The sequence below is a fragment of the Roseobacter weihaiensis genome, assembly GCF_020622345.1.
Taxonomy (GTDB): Bacteria; Pseudomonadota; Alphaproteobacteria; order Rhodobacterales; family Rhodobacteraceae; genus Roseobacter; species Roseobacter weihaiensis.
In genome coordinates this window covers 15,437-35,581 of record NZ_JACNMO010000012.1, presented here as the reverse complement: position 1 = coordinate 35,581, position 20,145 = coordinate 15,437, and the positions used below count along the sequence as shown (strand labels likewise).

At 61.8% G+C, this 20,145-nt stretch carries 23 protein-coding genes; 14 read left to right on the top strand and 9 right to left on the bottom strand.

The window, feature by feature from the left end; all coding sequences use genetic code 11:
* Positions 1–176 precede the first annotated feature (176 nt).
* Both H7847_RS14790 and H7847_RS14785 read left to right on the top strand, forming a co-directional pair.
* The gene (locus H7847_RS14790; protein ID WP_227270253.1) at positions 177–1,295 is read left to right on the top strand and encodes a helix-turn-helix transcriptional regulator; all 1,119 of its coding nucleotides are present in this window, start codon (positions 177–179) and stop codon (positions 1,293–1,295) included.
* Positions 1,292–2,011, top strand: coding sequence for a hypothetical protein (locus tag H7847_RS14785; RefSeq protein WP_227270252.1), 720 nt, complete (start codon positions 1,292–1,294; stop codon positions 2,009–2,011). The genes H7847_RS14790 and H7847_RS14785 overlap by 4 nt, the downstream gene beginning before the upstream one ends.
* Here H7847_RS14785 and H7847_RS14780 read toward each other — a convergent pair.
* Genes H7847_RS14780 through H7847_RS14765 form a run of 4 tightly spaced genes read right to left on the bottom strand, consistent with a single transcriptional unit; the run spans position 1,974 to position 4,911 of the window.
* The gene (locus H7847_RS14780) at positions 1,974–2,897 is read right to left on the bottom strand and encodes a hypothetical protein (RefSeq protein WP_227270251.1); all 924 of its coding nucleotides are present in this window, start codon (positions 2,895–2,897) and stop codon (positions 1,974–1,976) included. The genes H7847_RS14785 and H7847_RS14780 overlap by 38 nt on opposite strands.
* Positions 2,884–3,555 (bottom strand): hypothetical protein, encoded by a 672-nt coding sequence (locus H7847_RS14775; protein ID WP_227270250.1) that lies wholly within the window; start codon positions 3,553–3,555, stop codon positions 2,884–2,886. Before H7847_RS14775 ends, H7847_RS14780 begins: the two co-directional genes overlap by 14 nt.
* Before the next feature lies 1 nt (position 3,556).
* Entirely contained in the window at positions 3,557–4,234 is a 678-nt protein-coding gene (locus H7847_RS14770; protein WP_227270249.1) for a sensor histidine kinase, read from the bottom strand.
* Positions 4,234–4,911, bottom strand: coding sequence for a response regulator (locus H7847_RS14765; protein ID WP_227270248.1), 678 nt, complete (start codon positions 4,909–4,911; stop codon positions 4,234–4,236). Before H7847_RS14765 ends, H7847_RS14770 begins: the two co-directional genes overlap by 1 nt.
* A gap of 502 nt (positions 4,912–5,413) precedes the next feature.
* On the opposite strand from H7847_RS14765, the gene H7847_RS14760 reads away from it, so the two are divergent.
* Genes H7847_RS14760 through H7847_RS14715 form a run of 10 tightly spaced genes read left to right on the top strand, consistent with a single transcriptional unit; the run spans position 5,414 to position 12,035 of the window.
* The gene (locus H7847_RS14760; protein ID WP_227270247.1) at positions 5,414–5,827 is read left to right on the top strand and encodes a hypothetical protein; all 414 of its coding nucleotides are present in this window, start codon (positions 5,414–5,416) and stop codon (positions 5,825–5,827) included.
* A gap of 20 nt (positions 5,828–5,847) precedes the next feature.
* Positions 5,848–6,582 (top strand): type III secretion system inner membrane ring lipoprotein SctJ, encoded by a 735-nt coding sequence (gene sctJ / locus H7847_RS14755; RefSeq protein ID WP_227270246.1) that lies wholly within the window; start codon positions 5,848–5,850, stop codon positions 6,580–6,582.
* Positions 6,579–7,196 (top strand): HrpE/YscL family type III secretion apparatus protein, encoded by a 618-nt coding sequence (locus H7847_RS14750; protein ID WP_227270245.1) that lies wholly within the window; start codon positions 6,579–6,581, stop codon positions 7,194–7,196. Before sctJ ends, H7847_RS14750 begins: the two co-directional genes overlap by 4 nt.
* On the top strand, positions 7,193–8,521 hold the full coding sequence (locus H7847_RS14745; protein WP_227270244.1) for a FliI/YscN family ATPase: 1,329 nt from the start codon (positions 7,193–7,195) through the stop codon (positions 8,519–8,521). The genes H7847_RS14750 and H7847_RS14745 overlap by 4 nt, the downstream gene beginning before the upstream one ends.
* On the top strand, positions 8,518–9,006 hold the full coding sequence (locus H7847_RS14740; protein WP_227270243.1) for a hypothetical protein: 489 nt from the start codon (positions 8,518–8,520) through the stop codon (positions 9,004–9,006). The genes H7847_RS14745 and H7847_RS14740 overlap by 4 nt, the downstream gene beginning before the upstream one ends.
* A 5-nt stretch (positions 9,007–9,011) precedes the next feature.
* Positions 9,012–9,251: a FliM/FliN family flagellar motor C-terminal domain-containing protein gene (locus H7847_RS14735; protein ID WP_227270242.1), complete on the top strand. Its 240-nt coding sequence runs from the start codon at positions 9,012–9,014 to the stop codon at positions 9,249–9,251.
* Positions 9,244–9,900: a type III secretion system export apparatus subunit SctR gene (gene sctR, locus H7847_RS14730; protein WP_227270241.1), complete on the top strand. Its 657-nt coding sequence runs from the start codon at positions 9,244–9,246 to the stop codon at positions 9,898–9,900. The genes H7847_RS14735 and sctR overlap by 8 nt, the downstream gene beginning before the upstream one ends.
* 10 nt (positions 9,901–9,910) lie before the next feature.
* Positions 9,911–10,177 (top strand): EscS/YscS/HrcS family type III secretion system export apparatus protein, encoded by a 267-nt coding sequence (locus H7847_RS14725; RefSeq protein WP_227270240.1) that lies wholly within the window; start codon positions 9,911–9,913, stop codon positions 10,175–10,177.
* Entirely contained in the window at positions 10,174–11,001 is an 828-nt protein-coding gene (locus H7847_RS14720) for an EscT/YscT/HrcT family type III secretion system export apparatus protein (RefSeq protein WP_227270239.1), read from the top strand. The genes H7847_RS14725 and H7847_RS14720 overlap by 4 nt, the downstream gene beginning before the upstream one ends.
* Positions 10,998–12,035: an EscU/YscU/HrcU family type III secretion system export apparatus switch protein gene (locus H7847_RS14715; RefSeq protein WP_227270238.1), complete on the top strand. Its 1,038-nt coding sequence runs from the start codon at positions 10,998–11,000 to the stop codon at positions 12,033–12,035. Before H7847_RS14720 ends, H7847_RS14715 begins: the two co-directional genes overlap by 4 nt.
* A 4-nt stretch (positions 12,036–12,039) precedes the next feature.
* On the opposite strand, the gene H7847_RS14710 is transcribed toward H7847_RS14715, so the two are convergent.
* The 5 genes from H7847_RS14710 to H7847_RS14690 all read right to left on the bottom strand — a co-directional run bounded on the left by H7847_RS14710 (position 12,040) and on the right by H7847_RS14690 (position 18,070).
* Complete coding sequence (locus tag H7847_RS14710) at positions 12,040–13,308, bottom strand: hypothetical protein (protein WP_227270237.1); 1,269 nt, start codon at positions 13,306–13,308, stop codon at positions 12,040–12,042.
* A 51-nt stretch (positions 13,309–13,359) separates the two neighbouring features.
* Complete coding sequence (locus H7847_RS14705; protein WP_227270236.1) at positions 13,360–14,013, bottom strand: hypothetical protein; 654 nt, start codon at positions 14,011–14,013, stop codon at positions 13,360–13,362.
* Positions 14,010–14,192: a hypothetical protein gene (locus H7847_RS14700; RefSeq protein ID WP_227270235.1), complete on the bottom strand. Its 183-nt coding sequence runs from the start codon at positions 14,190–14,192 to the stop codon at positions 14,010–14,012. The genes H7847_RS14705 and H7847_RS14700 overlap by 4 nt, the downstream gene beginning before the upstream one ends.
* Before the next feature lie 490 nt (positions 14,193–14,682).
* Entirely contained in the window at positions 14,683–15,957 is a 1,275-nt protein-coding gene (gene rhaI, locus H7847_RS14695; RefSeq protein WP_227270234.1) for an L-rhamnose catabolism isomerase, read from the bottom strand.
* 10 nt (positions 15,958–15,967) lie between these two features.
* Positions 15,968–18,070, bottom strand: coding sequence for a bifunctional rhamnulose-1-phosphate aldolase/short-chain dehydrogenase (locus H7847_RS14690; RefSeq protein WP_227270233.1), 2,103 nt, complete (start codon positions 18,068–18,070; stop codon positions 15,968–15,970).
* A gap of 185 nt (positions 18,071–18,255) precedes the next feature.
* Here H7847_RS14690 and H7847_RS14685 point away from each other — a divergent pair, with 185 nt between their 5' ends.
* Positions 18,256–19,059 (top strand): DeoR/GlpR family DNA-binding transcription regulator, encoded by an 804-nt coding sequence (locus H7847_RS14685; RefSeq protein ID WP_227270232.1) that lies wholly within the window; start codon positions 18,256–18,258, stop codon positions 19,057–19,059.
* A gap of 36 nt (positions 19,060–19,095) precedes the next feature.
* Complete coding sequence (rhaS, locus tag H7847_RS14680; RefSeq protein WP_227270231.1) at positions 19,096–20,091, top strand: rhamnose ABC transporter substrate-binding protein; 996 nt, start codon at positions 19,096–19,098, stop codon at positions 20,089–20,091.
* The last annotated feature ends 54 nt before the right edge of the window (positions 20,092–20,145 follow it).

Below are 20,145 nucleotides of genomic sequence, written 5' to 3'. Positions count from 1 at the left end.
TGGTGGCCCATCGACCCCCATAGTTTCCGCCGCCCACGCCGCGCGCGCGCCCCCCACCTCGACCGTGTTATGTTAAATGGCGGGTCTTCGCTGACGCTTGCCATCCATGTGCTACCTTAGGTTGACCCAATTCTTTTAATCTGACAGCCATTTCTAGGTACGCATGGGAGAATGCCATGTCGAAACAACGAACTCCGACACTGTCCAACTTGCCAGCCGAAATCTTCGTCGACGCGCTGCCGGAACTTGCCCAGCTCGAAGTTGACCTGCTCGATACCACGGGTGGCATGGCGGTACACCACGTCGAAATGGAAATCTCGCACGGCGCGCAACGCTGGCGGCATCTGCCGCAGATGCCCGGCATCTCCGACATCGACCGCTCTTATCTTTTCGAAGACACAGAGTTGAGAGTACATGACTTGCGCTTTATCCGGCTACTCGAACGCCCCCTTGGCCCGTGGTACGGCACATCGGATGTGTTCACTGACGACGACATTGCTTGGAATCCGTTTTACCGGGAATTCCTGCATGCACAGGGGATCGAGAACTTTGCGGTTAAGTCGCGTTTCTTTCCGTGCGGACGCTGCTTCACTACCTATATGACGTTCCCGCGCGGCTTCGTGCCGGCAAAGGAAGCCCCGCGCGCGATCATGGCCTACGAGCTTCTTGCCTACCAGATCGCGCGGCGCCAGGACGCGCTGCACACCGCCGGCATTGCAGATCCAACGTCACTGTCTGACGGCACGTTGCCACAGGTCGGCGTGGTGGAGCTGGACCGCTTCGGTCGCATTCTCGATTTGGACAGGCTTGGGCAGGACATATTCGCCTTCGCCGACACGCTCCAGGTCATCGACGGCCAGGTTGCCGCGTTTCATCCAGCGTCCGACGTACAGATCGCGCAGATATTGACCGCCGCCCAATCTGGAAAAGGCCTCCTCGCGCCCGTCCGACTGCGTGACCGCAATGGACGTCATCGCCTCAGGGCGACCGCTATCCCGCCGGACAAGGTCGGCACGGGCACGAAAAGCATCATGCTTTTGCTCGAGGACCTCATGGATGCAACGCCGGTGTCGCTTTCGGTTGAGATCCTGAAACAGGATTTCGGGTTTACGGGCGCGGAATGCGACTTGGGCGAGTTGCTCGTTGAAGGTCGAATCCCCGCAGAAATCCGTCTGATTCTCGGTATTTCGTCAGACACCTTGCGCAAGCGCCGCGCCGTGATGCGCGACAAGCTGGGTATCGCTCCGGCACAGTCGCTGGATGAAACGTTACACCGTTTGGCATTCCGGCCATGAAAGATGTCGGGGCCGACGGTAGCACGGACGCCTCGCTGGAGCTTCTGGACCTGCTGCAGCAGACACCTGCGGTCGGCGGCTTCGCGCTCGTTAAAGGTGAAGGCACGCAGGCCTCGGAAGTGCGGTTGTTTGGTGCCGGCACCACCGCAGTGGCCGCCTTGATCCCGAAAGCCTTGTCTCGGGAGCGTCAACGTGTCGACCTTTCGAACTGCCACAGCGTCTTTCGGGACGCGACAGCACATCCCACGTGGTCGGCAGTCATCGGCTGGCGCGGGCAAGCAGGGTTGTCGCGGCGCGTCGCCGCCCAGGTCATCCGGGAGTTGCTGGTATTGCTCTCTTGGCGGGATCAGCAGGCGCGGGCCATGGTCCGGCAACGACTTCGAATCCTATCGCCTGCGGTCCCCGAAACACATTACGCATTGGTTGGTGAAAAAGGCCGGGTGACGGCGACGACGGGTCTGGCGCAGGAGTTTCTGCGTCGGGCCAATGCGTTGACGGAAACCGGCGGAATGCTGCGCGTGGCGTCGCTCGGCGGTCTTGACTGGTCGGACCGGACGCGTTCGACGACGCAGCTTCTTTGTGCCGACAGCGCGCCTTTTGCGGCCTGCAAGATCAAAGCCGTCCGGGTGCCCCTGTCGCTCGACCTGTCTCCCACGCGGATCGGAACGCTGATCGAAATCAAGCTTCTCGTCGAGGAAGTCGCGTCAGCGAAATGATGTCCACTGCCGGCAGACCCGCGAGCCGCGACAAACGGGCCGCCGCGATCTTCTCAGGCCCGCAGAACACCGAGACCTGTGACCGTGAAAGACAGCGCCGTAAATCATATTCGAACCCGTCGCGATCCCCGCGCAGCGCATGGAGCGGGATGGCAACGGGCGCGAACCTCAGGCTGATCCGCCGGTCGTCACATGCGATGTCGGGCAGGGGCGTCTCCTTGCTTTCAAATCGCGCGATCCCGTCCTCTACCACGATGTCGAAGACGGTCTGCCCGACGATCAAGGCGCCGCGCCAGTTGAGCATGTCGTCCAGACCAGGCAGGATGACGGCCCCTTCGCAGAGGGCCTCGCGCTCACCACGGCTGAGCTCGAACGCCGCGAACTCGAATGCGGCGGGGCAGGGCAGCACGCGATGAACCTTCTCAACCGGATGCAACACGTCGAGAAGCGCCCCCGCCAACGGCAGGCTTGCCGCATCGAACGACACAACCACATCGCCCCATTCGGTACCGAAGCGCCGCCTGAAATCATACGTGACCGCCGCACTGGCATTGTCGACGAAAACAGCCTTTCCCAGGGCCCCTTCGAGTTGTTCAAGCTGCTGTTCCAGCGTCAGTTCAACAAGAAACGCCATTGAGACATCTTCGAGGTCCGGTTGAACGAGGGCGCGGCGTGCGGCATTGGGTGCGTGAACGCCGACCGCCCAGGCATCCGTGCGGATTACAAGCGTTTCCACCGCGCTGTTGTCGCTCTGTGGGTCGGTGTCCGATGTCAGAACGGTGCCGTCGGCCAGTTTCTCATAGGCTGCAAGCACCCGGTTGAGTGGCACGATGTCGCTGCGGCGGATTGGCAGCGCTGGCGCGACAAAAGGACTAGTCTGCGACATCTGACATCTCGTTTTCACGGTCCGCGAAAAGCCGGTCGGTGACCGAAACAAAGAGATCCGCCAGCGCGCGGGTGTCGTCCTCGGTCTGCATGCGTGTCAGGTCAGCCGCGTCAAAACGGATCGCGAGCACCCGCCGTTCGGCATCGGGCCGACTGTCCAGCCACGCGCCGAGCGCAAGCCAGCCCGCGCCGATCCCGGCGATATCGCGCGCGTGCCGGACGCGCGGCAGATCGGACCAGGATTGCACGAAAGCAAAGGCCGCATCGCCAAAGCGCTCGCGGAGCGGTTGCGCGGCCTCCGGCGTGATGGCCTGCCGGACCGGGTCACCACAAAGCGCCGCCGCCGTTGCGGAGATCCCAAAAAGGAGATCGTCCGTCCGGTCGTCGTGCAACATGCGGCGGCGCGGACAATCTGGCAAAGCCGGGTGCGAGGGAATATCTGCGACCTTTGAAATCGCGCGTGCTGCGCGCTGCGAGAGCCGCGGGCTATCGGCGATGCGCGCGCGGAGGGCGGCGTTGATCGGTTCGTCCAGCGCCGCGCTCAGGGTGTCGAGCGATGTGATCGAGATGAGATCCGAAAGACGGAGCGTGATCGTCTTTTGCGCGTCGGACGCCGGAGCCGCGGACGGCTCATCGCCGCTCGGTGTCCAGGCTTTCATGTCATGCCTCTCGCCTCAGAACCGGGAGGTGAAGCCCGACAACGCTCCCGCCGCCGCGCCGCGTGAGGTGAAAGAGTCCGCCGCCGTGGCCACGCAAAACGTCATGCGCAACGAAGAGACCGAGACCCGACCCCTTGGCGCCCTCCGCCGCAGTGCCGCGGGTGAAGGGTTTTTGCAGCCGCGCCCATTCGTCGGGGTGCAGGCCGGGGCCGCGATCCATGACAAGCGTCGCACCGCTGGCGAGCACGACGACGTCGACGTGACTGCGGGCCGGCGCGTATTTGAGGGCGTTCTCGATCACGTTCTGAAACGCGTTGATAACGAGGTCCGGGTGCACAGTGCAGACCGCCTTTGCCGACAGGTCGCGGAGCGAGATGATCTGTTCCTTCTGCGCAGCGAGCGGGGCCAGTTCTGCACAGACCGCCCGGGGCAGGTCGGTCAGCGGCATGCGCGTTCGTTCGTCATCCGGCACCGCCCGTGCACGCCCCAGAAGCTGTATCTGATCGATGAGCCGGGAAAGCCGCGCGATGTCACTGCGCAGCGGTCGCGTGTCCACCGCCTCGGCCCCGGCAAGCCGCGCATTCAGCGCGGCGAGCGGCGTTTTGAGCTGATGGGCGACGATGGCGTTCCAGTCGAGGGCGGCGGCGCGTGGCTTGTCGGTGTCAAGGGGCTGGGCCATCAGACAGTCTCCTCGACCATATATCCGATGCCACGCACCGTCACGATTGCGATCCGCGCACCCGCGTCCACCAGCGCCTTGCGCAGCCGGTGCAGCGAAACATCGATGGCGTTCACCGAAACCTCGTCGTCGAAGCCATAACAATTCCGCTCGATCGCTTCGCGCGGGACGATACGCCCCCGCGCCCCCAGCAGTTGCTCCAGAAGGCTCAGCTCGCGCCGCGCCACGCGGATCGCGGTGCCTCCGACGATGAGGCTGCGGGCCTCGATATCCATCACGACATTGGCAATTTCGATCACGCGGCGTGACATGGCGGCGGGTCGCCTCAGGATGCTTCTGGCCCGCGATATCAACTCGTCGCGGTCGAAGGGTTTGGTAATGTAATCGTCGGCCCCCCGGTCGAGCCCGCTGATCCGCTCGGCGACCGAGTGCCGTATCGAGGACATCAGGATTACCGGTGTCGCATCCTTTGCGCGGCGCAGCGCTGCCAGAAGATCGAGACCGTCGCCATCGGGCAGGACGCGGTCCAGCAGGATCAGGTCGTAGTCATACACGCTGAGCGCCGCCTCGGCGTCTCTGACCGTCTCGACGTGATCGACCGGAAAACCCTGTTTTTGAAACGCGGGAATGGTTGTCTCGGCAATGGTCGCCTCGTCTTCCACAAACAATATCTTCATCGGAACCTCTCCAATTCTGCCAAACCGAGCCGTGCCCGATATCGGCCCAACGCCGCACAAGAGTTGGAGAGAGGTCTCCCGTGGCGATCCATCTTTCCACAAACCATTGCGGCCCTGCTCGATTCCCGCAAGGTCCAAATTCAGCGGCCCGAAACGATCAGCGATTTCCCGCTTCAAGATGGATAAGCATACCCTCCAACAGATGGACCAGCCCCGTCCGCCGGACTTTCTGGCAGCCGGTGTGCAACTGCCCTTTGCGAATTCACTGGCAAACCCTTACCCCGTTCTCCCAACGGCCGGAAACCTCCTGCGGTGATAAAGAACGGTCGGCATGCGGCTTATATGATCTCAAAAATATCATTATAAAACAGTGTATAAGAGATGTCTTTCTGCCAGGCTGCAAAAGAATCCACCGGTGTCGGGGCGTGTAAGGTTTGTGTAAGTAACCCTTCCTATCGTCCGGATGAAACCACCAACCCGTTCTCATTTCTGGAGCATTAAAATGACGGTTGAACCGACCGCAGGCTTGTCTGCAACGCTACCTGTTGAACAGTCATCCCAGGATTTGGCCCCCAATTCCGAAGCGGCAAACGAGATACAACTGGCCCCCGCAGAGCAGGCGGATCAAGGTGCAGTCGGAATGCTCGTCGACCGGATGGAAAAGGTCTCGACCGGCTTCGACCCGCAGCTCTCGACCGAGGCCCAGGGCGGCGTTGCAATTGTCGGAGAAGCAACGGCAGGCGAAGGCAGCCAAGCCTTCGCCGAGGTTGGCATCCCTCAGACCGAGATCCCGAGTTACCGCGAGTTGATGCAGAACTTTCGCGCCGCCACCGATCATGCGGTCGAGGTCACGCTGGTCGGATCGGCTGGCACCAGCATGGCCGGCTCGATGAGCAAGCTGATGTCGGGGCAATAGCCATGCGCAGAACCGGTAAAATGGCGCGCATTGCCCTGATCGCGATGCTGGCGCTGACAGCCTGTAAAACCGAGCTTTACACCGGGCTTTCCGAGGTTGAGGCCAACGAGATCGTGGCCATTCTCGCCCTCAACGGCATCACCGGCAGCAGGCAGGTGACGGACGGCGGCGGCGTCACGGTTTTCGTCGAGGAGAAGGCCTTTCCACAGGCGGTCCAGGCACTCCGCAACGAAGGCTACCCCAAGGAGCGTCACGCCACCCTCGGCGACATTTTCGAAGGCGACGGATTCGTGGTCTCGCAAACCGAGGAGCGTGCCCGCTTCATCTTTGCAATGAGCGAAGAATTGTCGCGCACGATATCCGGGATCGACGGTGTGCTTTCAGCACGCACGCATGTGGTGCTGCCCACGGCAGCCCCCCTGGCCCGCGACAGTATGCCATCGTCGGCATCGGTGGTCATCCGACACGCGGAGGCCGCCTCGGTCGAGGCGTTGCTGCCGCAGATCAAGATGCTGGTCGCGAACTCGATCGAGGGCCTCGAATACCGGAATGTTTCGGTCGTGTTCCTGCCCGTCAAGCCACGCGCATTGTCCGCCGCAGCGCCGGTCAGGACCGACGCGGTCACGCTCGATATGTGGATGATCTACGGCGGGGCAGCGGTCGCCATGGCGGTGAGCCTGGTCGGTGCGCTTCTGGCCCGGCTCAGACGTCCCGGCGGGCGGCGGCGAATGCTTCGGACGGAGCGGATGGAATGAGCGGCGCTTTCGCAGCAGACCGCGCCGCTCTTGGTGTGGAGCTTGCCGCGCGGGGGCCGTGCCTCCTGTCCTCTGACGAGGTCGCGCACCACCGCAGCGCCGCCCGGATGCTCGACAGGGCCGAGCGGATGGCGCGCCGCTGGGAGGCGGGCGGGCGCGCGGCATTCCGGCAGGCGCGCCGCGAGGGCCACCAGCAGGGGTTGGACCAGGCAGCAGAAACGATTGCCGGCACGCTGCGCGATTTCGAGATCGAAATCAGTCGGCTGCGCGCCGCCTACACAGCGTCGATTGGCGACATCCTGTCAGCGGCGCTGGCGCATTTTATCGGCGCGGCTCCGTCAACGGACCTTCTTGCGCAATCCGTGCACCACGCGCTCGACGGGCTGGCGCCCGGGTCCGTCGTCGGTGTTTTCGCAGCACCGGGGGATCTTGTCGCCGTGTCGGAGACCATCGACGGAAACGCCGTCAAAATCCAGATTGCGCCGGATGCATCGCTCGCCGAGGGGACGGTCGCGATCCGAACGGCCTCGGGTGAGATCCGGGTGTCGCTGTCGGCCCATGTCGCTGCGATCAAGGCGCTGGCCGACGAGGTTCAGCAGGACATGCTGCCATGACCGATCAAGCGGCCACAAACGTCTTCGAAGCGCTTCGCGCGAGCATCTCGCGCATGCCGGTCCATACGCTGTCCGGGCGCGCGCAGTCCGTGCAGGGCGGCAGCATCCTCGTGGACCTGCCCGGCGTGCGCATCGGCGAGATCTGCAGGCTCAGTGACCCGCAGACCGGCTGGAGCGCCGAGGCCGAGGTCGCGGGCTTCGACGGCGATCAGGCCCGCCTGACCGCGAGCGGCAGCCTGCGCGGGTTTTCACTGGCCACAGAGATCCGCCCGCTGGGCCGGGCCAAGGCGCTCGGCATTTCGGATGGCCTTCTTGGGCGCGTGATCGACAGTGAGGGACACGCGCTCGATGGCGCGGGCACGCGCGTCGTGGCTGGTGATATGCGGTCGCTCCACGCCGCTCCGGTTCCTGCGATGTCGCGCCGACCGATCACCCGGCCGCTGACCGTCGGGCTGCGTGTGATCGACGGGCTTCTGACCTGCGGCGAGGGTCAGCGCGTCGGGATTTTCGGCGCACCGGGCGCTGGGAAATCCACACTTCTGACGTCGCTTGTGCGCGGTGCCGAGGCGGATGTCTGCGTCGTCGGTCTGATAGGCGAACGCGGGCGCGAGGTCGGTGAATTCGTCGAACGGTTGCGCGCCGAGGGGCGGGGACCGAGCAGCGTTGTTGTGGCCGAGACCTCTGATCGCGCACCCATCGCGCGCGTCAACGCAGGTTATGCAGCCATGACCGTCGCCGAGCATTTTCGCGATCAGGGCAAATCGGTGCTTCTGGTCATCGACAGCCTGACCCGTTTTGCCAGATCGCTGCGCGACATTGCCCTGACATCCGGTGAACTGCCCGCCAGGCGCGGATTTCCAACCTCGGTCTTCGCGGCTCTGCCACAGCTTCTGGAGCGCGCGGGGCAGGGGACAAGAGGTGCCATCACAGCTTTCTTTACGGTCCTGACCGAAGGCGACGCTGACGACGATCCACTGGCCGAAGAGGTGCTCGGCCTGCTTGACGGGCATATCTCCTTGTCGGGCGAGTTGGCTGCGCAGGGGCATTACCCCGCGATTGATATCCTGAAAAGCCGAAGCCGCGTCATGCCCGCGATCACAAGCGACGCGCATCAGCGCATCTCCGAAGCCGTTCTGGCGCAATACGCCAAGTACCGCGAAGTCGAGTTTCTGCTCCAGATCGGCGAATACGAACCCGGTGCGGATGCGATGGCAGACAGGGCCATCGCATCCCACGATGCCATTGCGGCATTTCTCCGTCAGCGTCCGAACGAAATGGCCGATTTCGACACCGCCTGGACGACCCTGCGGGAGGCAGTCACATGACCTGCCGACCCCCGGACGCACTTAAGCGGATCGCTGAGACCCGGATGATCCGCACCGCGCGCGACACCATCGCCGCGAAAAAGGCAATGCAGGCCGCCGAAACTGAGGTGCGCCGCCTCGTCACGCTCAAATCCGAACACAGCGCTGACTGGGAGGCGGCCTGCACTGCGGCCTATTCGGACATGATGAACCGCCCCCTTGCGCCGGCGTTCTTCGTCGGCCTGCACCACGATCTCGACACCCGGCTGGAGTGGCGCCGTGAGATCACCGCCGAGCTTGAGACAGCAGAAGCAGGTGTCGCAGAATGTCACGTGGCCCAGCAGGCGGCCAAGGCGCGTTTGAGGGGCGCCGCTGCCCGGCTGCGCGCTGCGGAAACACTGTCCGAGCGGGACCTGCAGGAGCGCCGGAAAGACGCGCGGCGGGCTGCGGCCGCCCGCGAAGCGGCGCTGCTGGACACGGCGCTTTCACAGCGCCCAGGAGGGTAATCGCCATGTCTGACAGCACGTCTCAGCCAATCCGTCTCGACGCCTTTGCGCGCTGCACCGTGCCGGAGATCACCGACCGGATGTTCATGGCGCTGGCCAAAGGTCAGGTCCTGCCCCTGTGCGAGCGCCCCGAGGCGTTTCTCCTGACACTCGACCTGAACGGACGGCCGATGGCAACCGTGCGCCTCGTCACGGTCGAAGGCAACATGGCGCTCGAGGTCATGGCGGTGCACGCCGATGACTGAGAACGCCCCCGCCATCATCGGCATTCTGGGGATTGTCGTGGGCCTCGGGCTCTTGACGTTCTTTGTGGTGGCAACCACGTCCTTCATCAAGATCGCGGTCGTGCTCTTTATCGTCCGCAACGCCCTCGGAATCCAGCAGACACCGCCGAACATCGTCATCTACGGGATCGCGCTGGCGCTGACAGTCTTTGTGATGTCGCCGGTTCTGTCCGAGGTCAGTGCCGCCGTGATGCACGATCTCGACAACCTGCAATCCTTCGACGACTGGATCGCCGCCTTCGACCGTGCCAAGGAGCCGATCCGCGCATTTCTGATCCGCTTCACACCAGAGCCGCAGCGCGAATTCTTTTTGGCCGCCGCCGGGCGGGTCTGGCCCGAAGGCACCGTGAGCCCTTTCGCCGCCGACGATCTGAGCGTGCTCATTCCGGGCTTTCTCGTGGTCGAACTGGAGCGCGCCTTTGCCATCGGGTTCCTGCTCTATCTACCGCTCATTGTGGTCGACCTGGTCGTGACCACGGTTCTGATGGCGATGGGCATGTCGATGGTGACGCCGACGATCATCTCGACGCCGGTGAAACTTTTCCTGTTCGTCACGATCAGCGGCTGGACCAATCTCGTGCAGGGTCTCGTGCTGACCTACGCAACCTGAGGAGAACCGGATGTCCCTTGATGTTGCCTATTCGCTGGCAAGTGCGCTCACCATTTTCTTGACGATGGTGCTCGCGCCGTTGGGGGCCGCGCTGGTCTCGGGGTTTCTGGTCGCAGTGCTGCAGGCGGCCACGCAGATCCAGGATCAAACGCTGCCACAGACGGTGAAACTGCTGGTTGTCGTTATTGTATTCGCGGCACTGGCCGGCGCGCTGTTTCGCCCATTGGTGGCCTATGCCTCTGAGATATATAGCACATTTCATGTCATCGTCCGATGACCGAGACCGAGTTGCCCTTCGTCTCGACGTTGTTCCCGATCATGGCGGCGGCCAAACAGACGATGATCGACCTGGCATTGGCCTCGGCGCGGTTCCTGGGTCTCGTGACGGTGTTTCCAGTCTTTCGCAAAACCGAGCTGGGTCGCATGTTTCTTGCAGTCCTGGCGCTGGCCTTCGCCTTGCCGGCCTACCGGGCCATCGGTCTTGGGCTCGATTCCCTGCCGGTCGAAGACGAGTTCTTTCTCGTGCTGCTCTTTTGCAAGGAGGTGGCGATCGGGGTGGCACTGGGGCTGGTCTTTGGCGTCGGGTTCTGGGCAGTCCAGGCGGTTGGCGAGTTGATCGATCACCAGCGCAGCATCGGCGAAGCCGCGGTGCTGCAGTCTGAAACCGGCGACAACAGCGCCGTATTGTCGTCGCTTCTCAGCTTTGCCTTCGTCACGCTTTTCGTGGTTTCGGGTGGTCTGCAACAGACGGTTGCGGCGGTGTTCGCGAGCTATGGCATCTGGCCCATTGACGGTTTTTTGCCCCATTTTGACAGCGCCTCCCTCGCAGTGGCTGCAAGCCTGCTCGGTGACGTGTTGCGGATCGGGCTGTTGCTGGCGGGGCCGCTTCTTTTGATGTTCTTTTTGATGGACCTTGCCACGATCCTTCTGGGACGGCTGGCGGGGAACGTCGACGTGTCGATGCTGTTGCCCGCTGTAAAGAACCTCTGGTTCGGGGTCATCATCCTGATCTACGTGGGCGTTTTCGTCGACGACCTCGCAGCGCTCATGCCTGATCCCGCGCGTGTGCTTGATCTTCTGGAACGGATCGCGCCACGATGAGCGGGACAGAGGAGAAATCCGAGGCGGCCTCACCGCGAAAGCTCCGCAAGGCACGCGAGCGCGGGCAGATACCGATGCAGCGCGACGCGCGCCTCTTTACCGTGACGCTGGCCGGGCTGATATATCTTTGGCTCGCCGCCCCGTCGTTCATCGAATTCTTTCAGGACGCGATGACGGCGGCGATTGCGGCCATCCACGCGCCGGAGGTTTCCGCAGACCTGCACCTGGCGCAGGCGCTGACCGAGACCCAGCGGCTCATCGGGCTTCTCGTCGCGGTGCTCTTCGGTGTGACGCTTGTCACCTCGATCGTGCTGAACAAGGGCTTTGTGTTCTCGCCCCAGACGCTGGCGCCAAAGATGTCGAATCTCGATCCGGTCTCCGGTATCAAGAAGATCTTTGGCGTCCGTGCGCTGGTTGAGGTCGCCAAGTCGCTGCTGAAGATCGGCCTTGGCGGGGGGGCGGTCTATCTCGTTCTGGCCGGAGCCGTGGGGTCGGTCGTCAACGCCGCGCAATGCGGCGTGACCTGCCTTCTGGAGCTGACGGTCGTGCTCGGTCTTATGATCGTCTGCGTGATCCTGATCCTGGCGCTCGCCTTCGCGGCGGTGGATATTCCCATACAGACCTGGCTGTTTCAACGCCAGGTCAAGATGACCCATTCCGAGGTCAAGCGCGAACAGAAAGATCAGCACGGCACCCCGGAGGTGCGGCGCGAGCGGCACAGACTCCGGCGCGAGGCGGCGCGGTCATCGGCGCGGACCGGGCTCAAATACGCCAACTTCGTCGTCTTTTCCCAAGAGCGCGCCATCGCACTGCGCTATGTGAAATCCGAAAGCCGGGTGCCCATCATCGTGGCGCGCGGGTCTGGCGAAACACTCGATGGTTTTCTGGAGACGGCGCGGCAGATAGGCGCGCGACACTACCGCGATGATCGTCTGACAGCCCAGCTCTACGAGGCGGGGCGGCCCGGCAAACCGATCCCCGAACATGTTTTCCCAGACGTTGCCAGTGTCTTGCTTGCGCTCAACATGTCGTGAAGCGTCAGTCGAAGTCGTCGGCGAATTCGAGAAGCTGCGCCACAAGCGCCAGCGTCTCGGGCGGCACCTGTCCGGATGCCGCGACGGCCGCCTGCGCCGTCTCTGCCGTGAACCCGCGTTTGAGGAACATGTCGATCAGCGCGAGCGCCGATTGCGCGGCCTCGTCCTGCATCACATGGCCCAGGATCGCCATACCGAGCGCCTCGACGTCGTCCTGCGCGCGCTTGCCGTTCGGAAGATTCGGGATCGCATCGGCGTCGATGCCGAGCGTTTCCGCCGCAAGCGCGCCGACGACCGTTTCCAGCGCCGGCGTCTCGCCGGATGCAATCGTATCACCCACCGCGTTGGCAACGTCCGCGCTGTATAGCCCGACCTCGAAGGCGACCGCATTCGACAGCGCCAGAACGTCATCGCCGTCCAGACCGGTTTCGGCGGCGGAGGCACCATAATAGACGATGCGGGCAGCGTCCTCGTCGATCAGCCCCGTTGCGGAACCGATGGCACCGAAGGAGGCGATGATATCGCTGGCCTCACCGCCCGACCCGGCATCGACGGCCATACCGAGCGCATCACGGGTGCCTGCGTCGTAAACGCCGAGCGCCGCCAGCGTTTCGTTGCCGACATCGAGATAATCCCCAAGCGCCTTGAGGTCGCCATTGGCGGCACCGGACAGAAGGCCAACGATCTGTGCCATATCTTGTTCGCCGTGCTGCTTGGCGACGTCTTCGATGAATTTGGCCACGTTCTGAACGCTTCTGGACAGCGTGCTCCAATCCATTGTGGCACCACCGACGGCGAGGTTCGCATATGCACCGAACTCGCCCATATCGACGACCTTGTTCAGGATCTGCGTTGCGAACTGGACCTGTGCCGTCGTTGTGGCAAGCGCGCCGCCAGTTCCGGCGGTCATCGCCGTGGCATAGAGTGCTGCGGTCTCGAATGCCATGCCCTTTAGCTCGGCTGCGGTGATTTCGCCGTCACTTGCCTTGGCCATCCCGTCCATCGCAGCCATGGAGCCCGCGGCCATCAGGGCCCCGGTGCCGCCGGACGCGGCGCCGGCGGCGACGATGATGGCGGTTTTCATCCACGGATACTGGTCGAGCAGATCGTCGAGTACCGTGGCGATCTCGCCATAGGTCAGGCCGGTGAACGGAATGATCTCTGTTTGGGCCAGCATGACCAGCTGGTCCTCGAAGTCGAACGTCACGATGTCTTCGAGGAAATCGAACTTCGCATCGAAATCGAACGGATTCAAAACGTCGAACAGGCCCATTTTCGCCTCCTTTTGCTGACTTCTTTCTGGCGAACGAGGCTTACAGGCGACTTACAAGTCAGGCGGTGTTCCGGCGTCTTCGGCAAGCGGGGCAGGCGGCGCATCGATGGCGTTCTTGCCGCGCCACACCTGAGTGGAATCGCCTCTGACGATCAAAATGCTGCTCGTGGGCGACAGCCGCCGCCCCGGTCCCTCGCGGGCAGGCGCCCGTGCCTCCAGAAGCGCAAAGGCATTCTCGACCAGTTCGACGTAGCGCGGCGGCGCGGTGATGATCCCGATGCGCCCGTCGCCGTTCGCGCGTGTGGGAAATCTGCTGTCGGCAAGCCCGATGGCGTCCAGTGTCTCGGTCAGGTCCTGCGGCGACACCTTGGCAAAGTTCACCACGACAGAGCGCTGCGCCGAGGTTGGCGTCACGTGCAGCGTGGTGCCGTCGTAGTACCAGTCGATGCTGTTCTCGCGCGACAGCGCATCCAGAAACCCCTTTGGCGTGTAGTCGCCGTGCATGTTGCGGACCTCGCCGCGGATACTTTCGTCGATGCTGATCGGAATGCCGAAGTTCGCGCCAAACTCGGCCAGAACGCCGCTCAGGGATTGCGACATGATCGTGAAGGTTTGCCGCTCGGTCGAGTTGATGTCCGCGTAGCCCTTTGTCGCCCCGAGAACCGGCAAAAATGTCACAAGCGCCACAAGGAGAATCCGCGTCATAGCTCCGACCGATCCTTCGACGCCACCTCTTGTGCGCGGGTGCGGGTTTTCTGCCTTGCACGCGCCTGCAGGGGGCGCGTGATCCCGCCGGGTGACGCCTCGATGCTGTCGTCGCTGTCGGCCTCCCGGATCGGCGGCAGCGGCATTGGTAAGGGTGGGTCAATATCATGTGATGGCATGGGGAAACCCCCTTTCGCTGGATCAGCGCGACCGTTGCCCGCGAACCTTACCACAATCTTACGAGGTCGGTTCGATCAGATCTGCCGCAGTCGGGCTGCGGGGGTGCCGCCCAATGCGCCTCGCCGCGCGCAGCAAGGGTACCCATCCTCCCGATTTATCGCTGCGACATCCCGCTCAGGGGCAGGATCGGGGTGGTGCAGCGAAAATCCCCAACGGCGCGAGCTGCCCCTCGCCGCGGGCGCCGGGAGTTCCGACTACAACGCTGAAAATGGGCATTCAGGTAATCCAGTGCGGGCTTTCTCTTTGCATCGCCGCAAGCCTTGCATGGCGTCGCATGAGCCGATGCTTTGCGCTCTTCTGGGAAATGAAAATAGCAGGAATACCCCCCCCAGGGGATACCAAGAGTATGGTCCAGAAGAGCATCAGATGTTTTCATGAAAAGACATGGCGAAGCGGGTGGTCTTGCTGTCTTTGGTTTCGGGCCAAATGTCACACGATGCCACCTCCGGCGCCCCTCACAGCAGGTCTCTCGCCGGCCGCCCTGGCGCGATACCCGGACGCGCGGTAGGCCGCGACAGGGTCAATTGCGCCGCCCTGTTCCAGGCGTGCCATCGCGAGGATCGGTTCAACATCTGTACGAAACCCATGCTTTAGCATGGTCGTCGCCATCAGCGCATCATTGGCCTCTTGGCACGCAAAAAGGGCGCTGCGATCCACCAGCAAAGCCTGCGCGTATGCCCGTTGCACTTCGGTTGCGGACACCATCAGGCTTTCAATCGGATCCGTCACGTTGTGGCTTTGATCCAACATATGCATCGGATCGAAATCTGGATCGCTCTCAGCCTCAACCAGTTCATTGAAGACAAGAAACAGCCGGTAGGGGGCGATGCTGCCTGTGTCGAGATCATCGTCACCGTATTTGCTGTCATTGAAATGAAAGCCGCCGAGCTTGCCGAACTGGGTCAGCCGCGCCACGATCATCTCGATATTCACATTGGGTGCGTGGTGGCCAAGATCCACCAGGCATTTGGCCTTGTCGCCCATTTGCTGCGCGATCAGCAGGTTCGTGCCCCAGTCCTGCACGACGGTAGAATAGAACGCGGGTTCATACATCTTGTGCTCGGTCAGCAGCGTCCAGTCATCTGGGAGCGCGTTGTAGACCTGTTTGGTGGCGTCCAGATACCGTTCAAACTGGCGCGTGAAACTGGTCTGACCCGGGAAGTTGGACCCATCCCCAACCCAGATCGTCAGCGCCTTTGATCCGATTTGCGCACCCAATTCGATACAGGCGATGTTGTGATCAACCGCCTGCTGGCGCGTTGCCTTGTCCGTATGGGAGAGCGATCCAAACTTGTAGCTGTGTGCCTGATCGGGTTGGTCCTGAAAGGTGTTTGAATTCATTGCATCAAAGGTCAGCCCGACCTCTTCGGCCTTGCCGTTGAGGTCTGCTGCTGGCTGCGCGTCCCATGGGATATGCAGCGACACGGACGGGGTAGCGCGGGTCAGTTGCTGGATCACGCCGCAATCGTCGAGCTTGTCAAAGACATCGCGCGGCTCTCCCGCACCGGGAAACCGGGCAAAACGCGTGCCACCGGTACCGACACCCCAACTCGGAATCGCCACGCCGTATCTTGCGACCTTCGCCTTGATCGCGGTGATGTCGATGCCGCGCCGATCAAGGTGTTCCCCAAGGGCATCGTAATCCGCCTTGAGCTTGGCTTCGGCCTTGCCGTTCGCCGCTTCAATCGCATCTGATTTGATCATTGCGCCCCCTCTACCTTGTGAACGCCTGGACGTTGCCGGCGTCCACGTTGATGATGTTGCCTGTCGATTTCGACGACAGATCAGAGGCGAGGTAATAGGCAGCCTCCGCGATGTCTTCAGGCAGGACGGAGCGTTTCAGCATGGACCGGTCACGGTACATCGCTTCCAGCCCGTCCTTGTCCGTGCCGTAGGTCCCCGCGCGCTGGTCGAGCCATTCCCCCTGCCAGATCTTGCTGCCCTTCAGCACCGCGTCCGGGTTCACGACATTGACCCGTACACCCATTGGCGCCCCCTCCAGCGCCAGACACCGCGCAAGGTGAATTTCTGACGCCTTTGCGGTGCAGTAGGCGGCGGCATTCGGCGATGCGGCGAGGCCGTTTTTGGAGGCCACGAAGACTACCGATCCACCCATGTCCTGCACCTTGAACAGCTTGAACGCCTCGCGGCTGACGAGGAAATAGCCCGTCGACAAGATGGCCATGTTTTTGTTCCACAAGTCCAAAGATGTCTCTTCAACCGGCGCGGCGCTTGCGATGCCTGCGTTTGAGACGAGGATATCGACGCCCCCAAATTCGGCAGCGATGTCGGCATAAGATGCGATCACGGCATTTTCGTCGGTGACGTTCATCTTCACAGTACGCACCACATCGGCCGAGTACCGCGCCGCCAGATTTGCCGCTGTTTTCACCAAAGCTTCATCATCGATATCGGCCAACATCACGCAGGCACCTTCCCGCAGGTAACGTTCTGCGGTGGCGGAGCCGATGCCGCCAGCGCCGCCCGTGACAAGTGCGACACGACCGGCCATGGATTTGGGTGCAGGCATCCGTTGGAGCTTTGCCTCTTCCAGCAACCAGTATTCGATGTCGAAGGCTTCTTGTTCCGGCAGCCCCTGGTATTGCGACACCGCATCCGCGCCGCGCATGACATTGATCGCATTCACATAAAATTCACCGGATATTCGTGCGGTCGCCTTGTCCTTGGCAAAGGTGATCATTCCGACACCGGGCACGAGGTAAACCACCGCATTCGGATCGCGCAGTGCCGGGCTGTCGGCGCGCTTGCAGCGTTCGTAATAGGCCTTGTACCCCTCGCGATAGGCCGCTACCGCGTCAGCCAATCCGGCCAAGGTTGCATCGACATCGGGTTTGGCGGGGTCAAAGTTCACCACCAGCGGGCAGATTTTCGTGCGCAGAAAATGGTCCGGGCAGGATGTGCCGAGAGCGGCCAGCCGCTTCATGTCTTTCGCATTCACAAATTCCAGCACAGCGTCGTTGTCCTCAAAATGGCCAACCATGTGCTGCTGCCCGGACACCATGCCGCGAATGGCGGGCATCAGCCGTGCAGCGGTCGCGCGGCGTGCCTGCGCGGGCAGGCTGGTGTGAACTGCCCCGCCAAAGGCAGATTTTCCCGCCGTTTCCCTGGCAAACCAGTCCATCGCTTTCTGAATGACCGCAAGCGTCAGATCATAGCATTCCTGCGCATCGTCAGCCCAGGTAAACAAGCCGTGGCTTTCCAGGACAACACCCTTCGCGTTCGGATTCCTTTCGCAAAATTCGGACAGCCAGAGGCCCAGCTCATATCCCGGCCGCTTCCACGGCAGCCAGCCAATCGTGTCCCCGAAAATCTCTTGCGTCAGCGCCTTGCTGTCCTTGGCTGCGGCAATCGCAATAATCGCGTCGGGATGCATGTGATCGACGTGTTTGACGGGCACATAGGCATGCAGCGGTGTATCGATGCTGGCCGCGCGGGGGTTCAGGTTAAAGGTGCAATGCGGCAGGAAGCCCACCATTTCATCCTCGAATTCAGGCCCCCGATAAACACCGCGCAGGGCGTTCAGCTTGTCCATGTAGAGCGTCGCGAAGCCGTCCATCTTGATGGAACCCACGTCCCCGCCAGAGCCCTTGACCCAGAGCACTTCAACCATGTCCCCGGTCAGCGGATCTTTTTCCATCACTTTGGCCGAAGTATTGCCGCCGCCGTAGTTTGTGATTCTTTTGTCCGACCCCAAAAGGTTAGATCGGTAGAGCAGCTTCTCTGAGTCGGTCATCTTGTCGGCATGAGAAGCATCCCATTTGTTTTCAAGGTATTGCGTGGCGGGTGCTGTGGTCATTGGTGTCTCCATGGACGACAGAAGAATTTGAATTTCTGATGCGCAGGCTGGCCATGGCTGCAGGGTAAGTCAATCAATTTCAGTCACAAGCAATCATGCTGCATTGCAGAATGATTGAAGTTGACAATTTGTGATTGACAGGTCGCGACGAGTCACGGCACGGTGCGGACCAAGAAGGGGGAGATATGCACGAAAAGGACCGTCACCGCGTTATCTTATCGGCCGTTCAGGATCGGGCGCTGGTCACCGTTCTTGACCTCTGCACTCTCACCGGCGCGTCCGAAGCGACCGTGCGCCGGGACATCAACACGCTCGACGAGCAAAAGCGTCTGCGCCGGGTTCGCGGGGGGGCCGAAGCCTTGACCACCAAACCGTTCGTTGGCCTTGCCGGTCGTCCCTTTAGCGTCAACGAAACCATGAACAGTGCCGAAAAACAGGCCATCGCGGCCGCCGCTGTCGAGCTTTGCGAAGATGGTGAACCGATCATAATCAATGGCGGCACAACAACATTTCAGATGGTCCATCCGCTTGCGTCAAGACGTCTACAGGTGTTCACAAACTCTTTTCCGATCGCCGCGCATTTGCTGAAAAACACGTCAAACACCATCATGCTGTCCGGCGGGATCATCTACCGGGAGCAGAACATCATTCTGTCGCCTTTCGACAATGACGTGACGCGCAATTTCTATGCCAAGCGCATGTTCATGGGCGCTCAGGGTATCGGTCCACTCGGACTGATGGAGCAGGACCCGCTGCTGATCCAGGCGGAACAGAAACTGATCGGTCAGGCTGAAGAACTGATCGTTCTCGTCGATAGCACAAAATTCCAGAACCGCTCCAGCCTTGTGCTCTGCCCGCTGGACCGGATCAATACCATCATCACCGACGATGGCGTTGATGACCGCACCGCGACCATGCTTGAGGCGGCGGATGTCACGCTGATCGTTGTCTCGTCAGGGGCCGCACAGAAAGAGGGCGTGGCGTCCTAGCCGGCCTGATCCAAACCACTCGTTAGGGAGGAAACCATGAGTGTATTCAAGAGACTGATCGCATCGGCCACTATGGCGACAGCGATATTTGCTACCCCTGCACTTGCGCAGGATGATGTGCGTATCGCGCTTGTCGTCAAAGCGCTTGGCATCGGCTTTTTCGAGGCCGCCGCGGAAGGCGCCGAGGAAGCCGCCGCAGAGCTGGGCAATGTCGAGATCATCTATACAGGCCCGACCGACACCACTGCGGAAGGCCAGATCGAGGTCATCAACTCCCTGATTGCGCAAAACGTGGATGCAATAGCCATCTCAGCCAATGACACGGATGCCTTGGTTCCTGCCCTCAAGCGGGCCATGCAGCGCGGCATTACCGTCATCAGCTGGGATTCCGGCGTTGCCCCGGAAGGCCGCCAGCTGCACCTCAATCCGTCGTCGAACGCGCTGATCGGCAATATGATCATCAAGCTGGCCGCCGACCATCTGCCAGAGGGCGGCGATGTCGCCGTTCTGTCCGCGACAACAACGTCAACGAACCAGAACATCTGGATCGAAGAGATGAACAAGGTCATCGGTGACTATCCTGGTATTAATGTTGTTTCGACCGTCTACGGTGATGATCTGGCGGACAAATCCTACCGTGAAGCCACGGGCCTGATGCAGTCGTTCCCTGATCTGGACGCCATCATCGCGCCAACATCCGTCGGGATCGTGGCCGCCGCACAGGCTGTCGTCGACGCGGGCAAAGTCGGTGAGGTCAATGTCACAGGTCTTGGCCTGCCATCTGAAATGGCCGGTGCTATCGAATCCGGCGCATCTCAGTCCTTCGCGATCTGGAACCCGATTGACCTGGGATATTCGGCAACCATGCTGGCCTATGAGCTCAGCCAGAACGGCGTCGAAGCCGCCCCGGGTGCCGAGGTGCCAATGGGCCGCATGGGCACGCTGACCCTCGATGACAACAACGAAGGTGCGATGGCTGACCCGTTCGTTTACGACGCCAGCAACATTGATCAGTTCAAGTCGATCTTCTAGGGTTTTCTCCCGGATTGGTCCGGCACGGGTTTTCGTGTCGGGCCAAACCCTCCA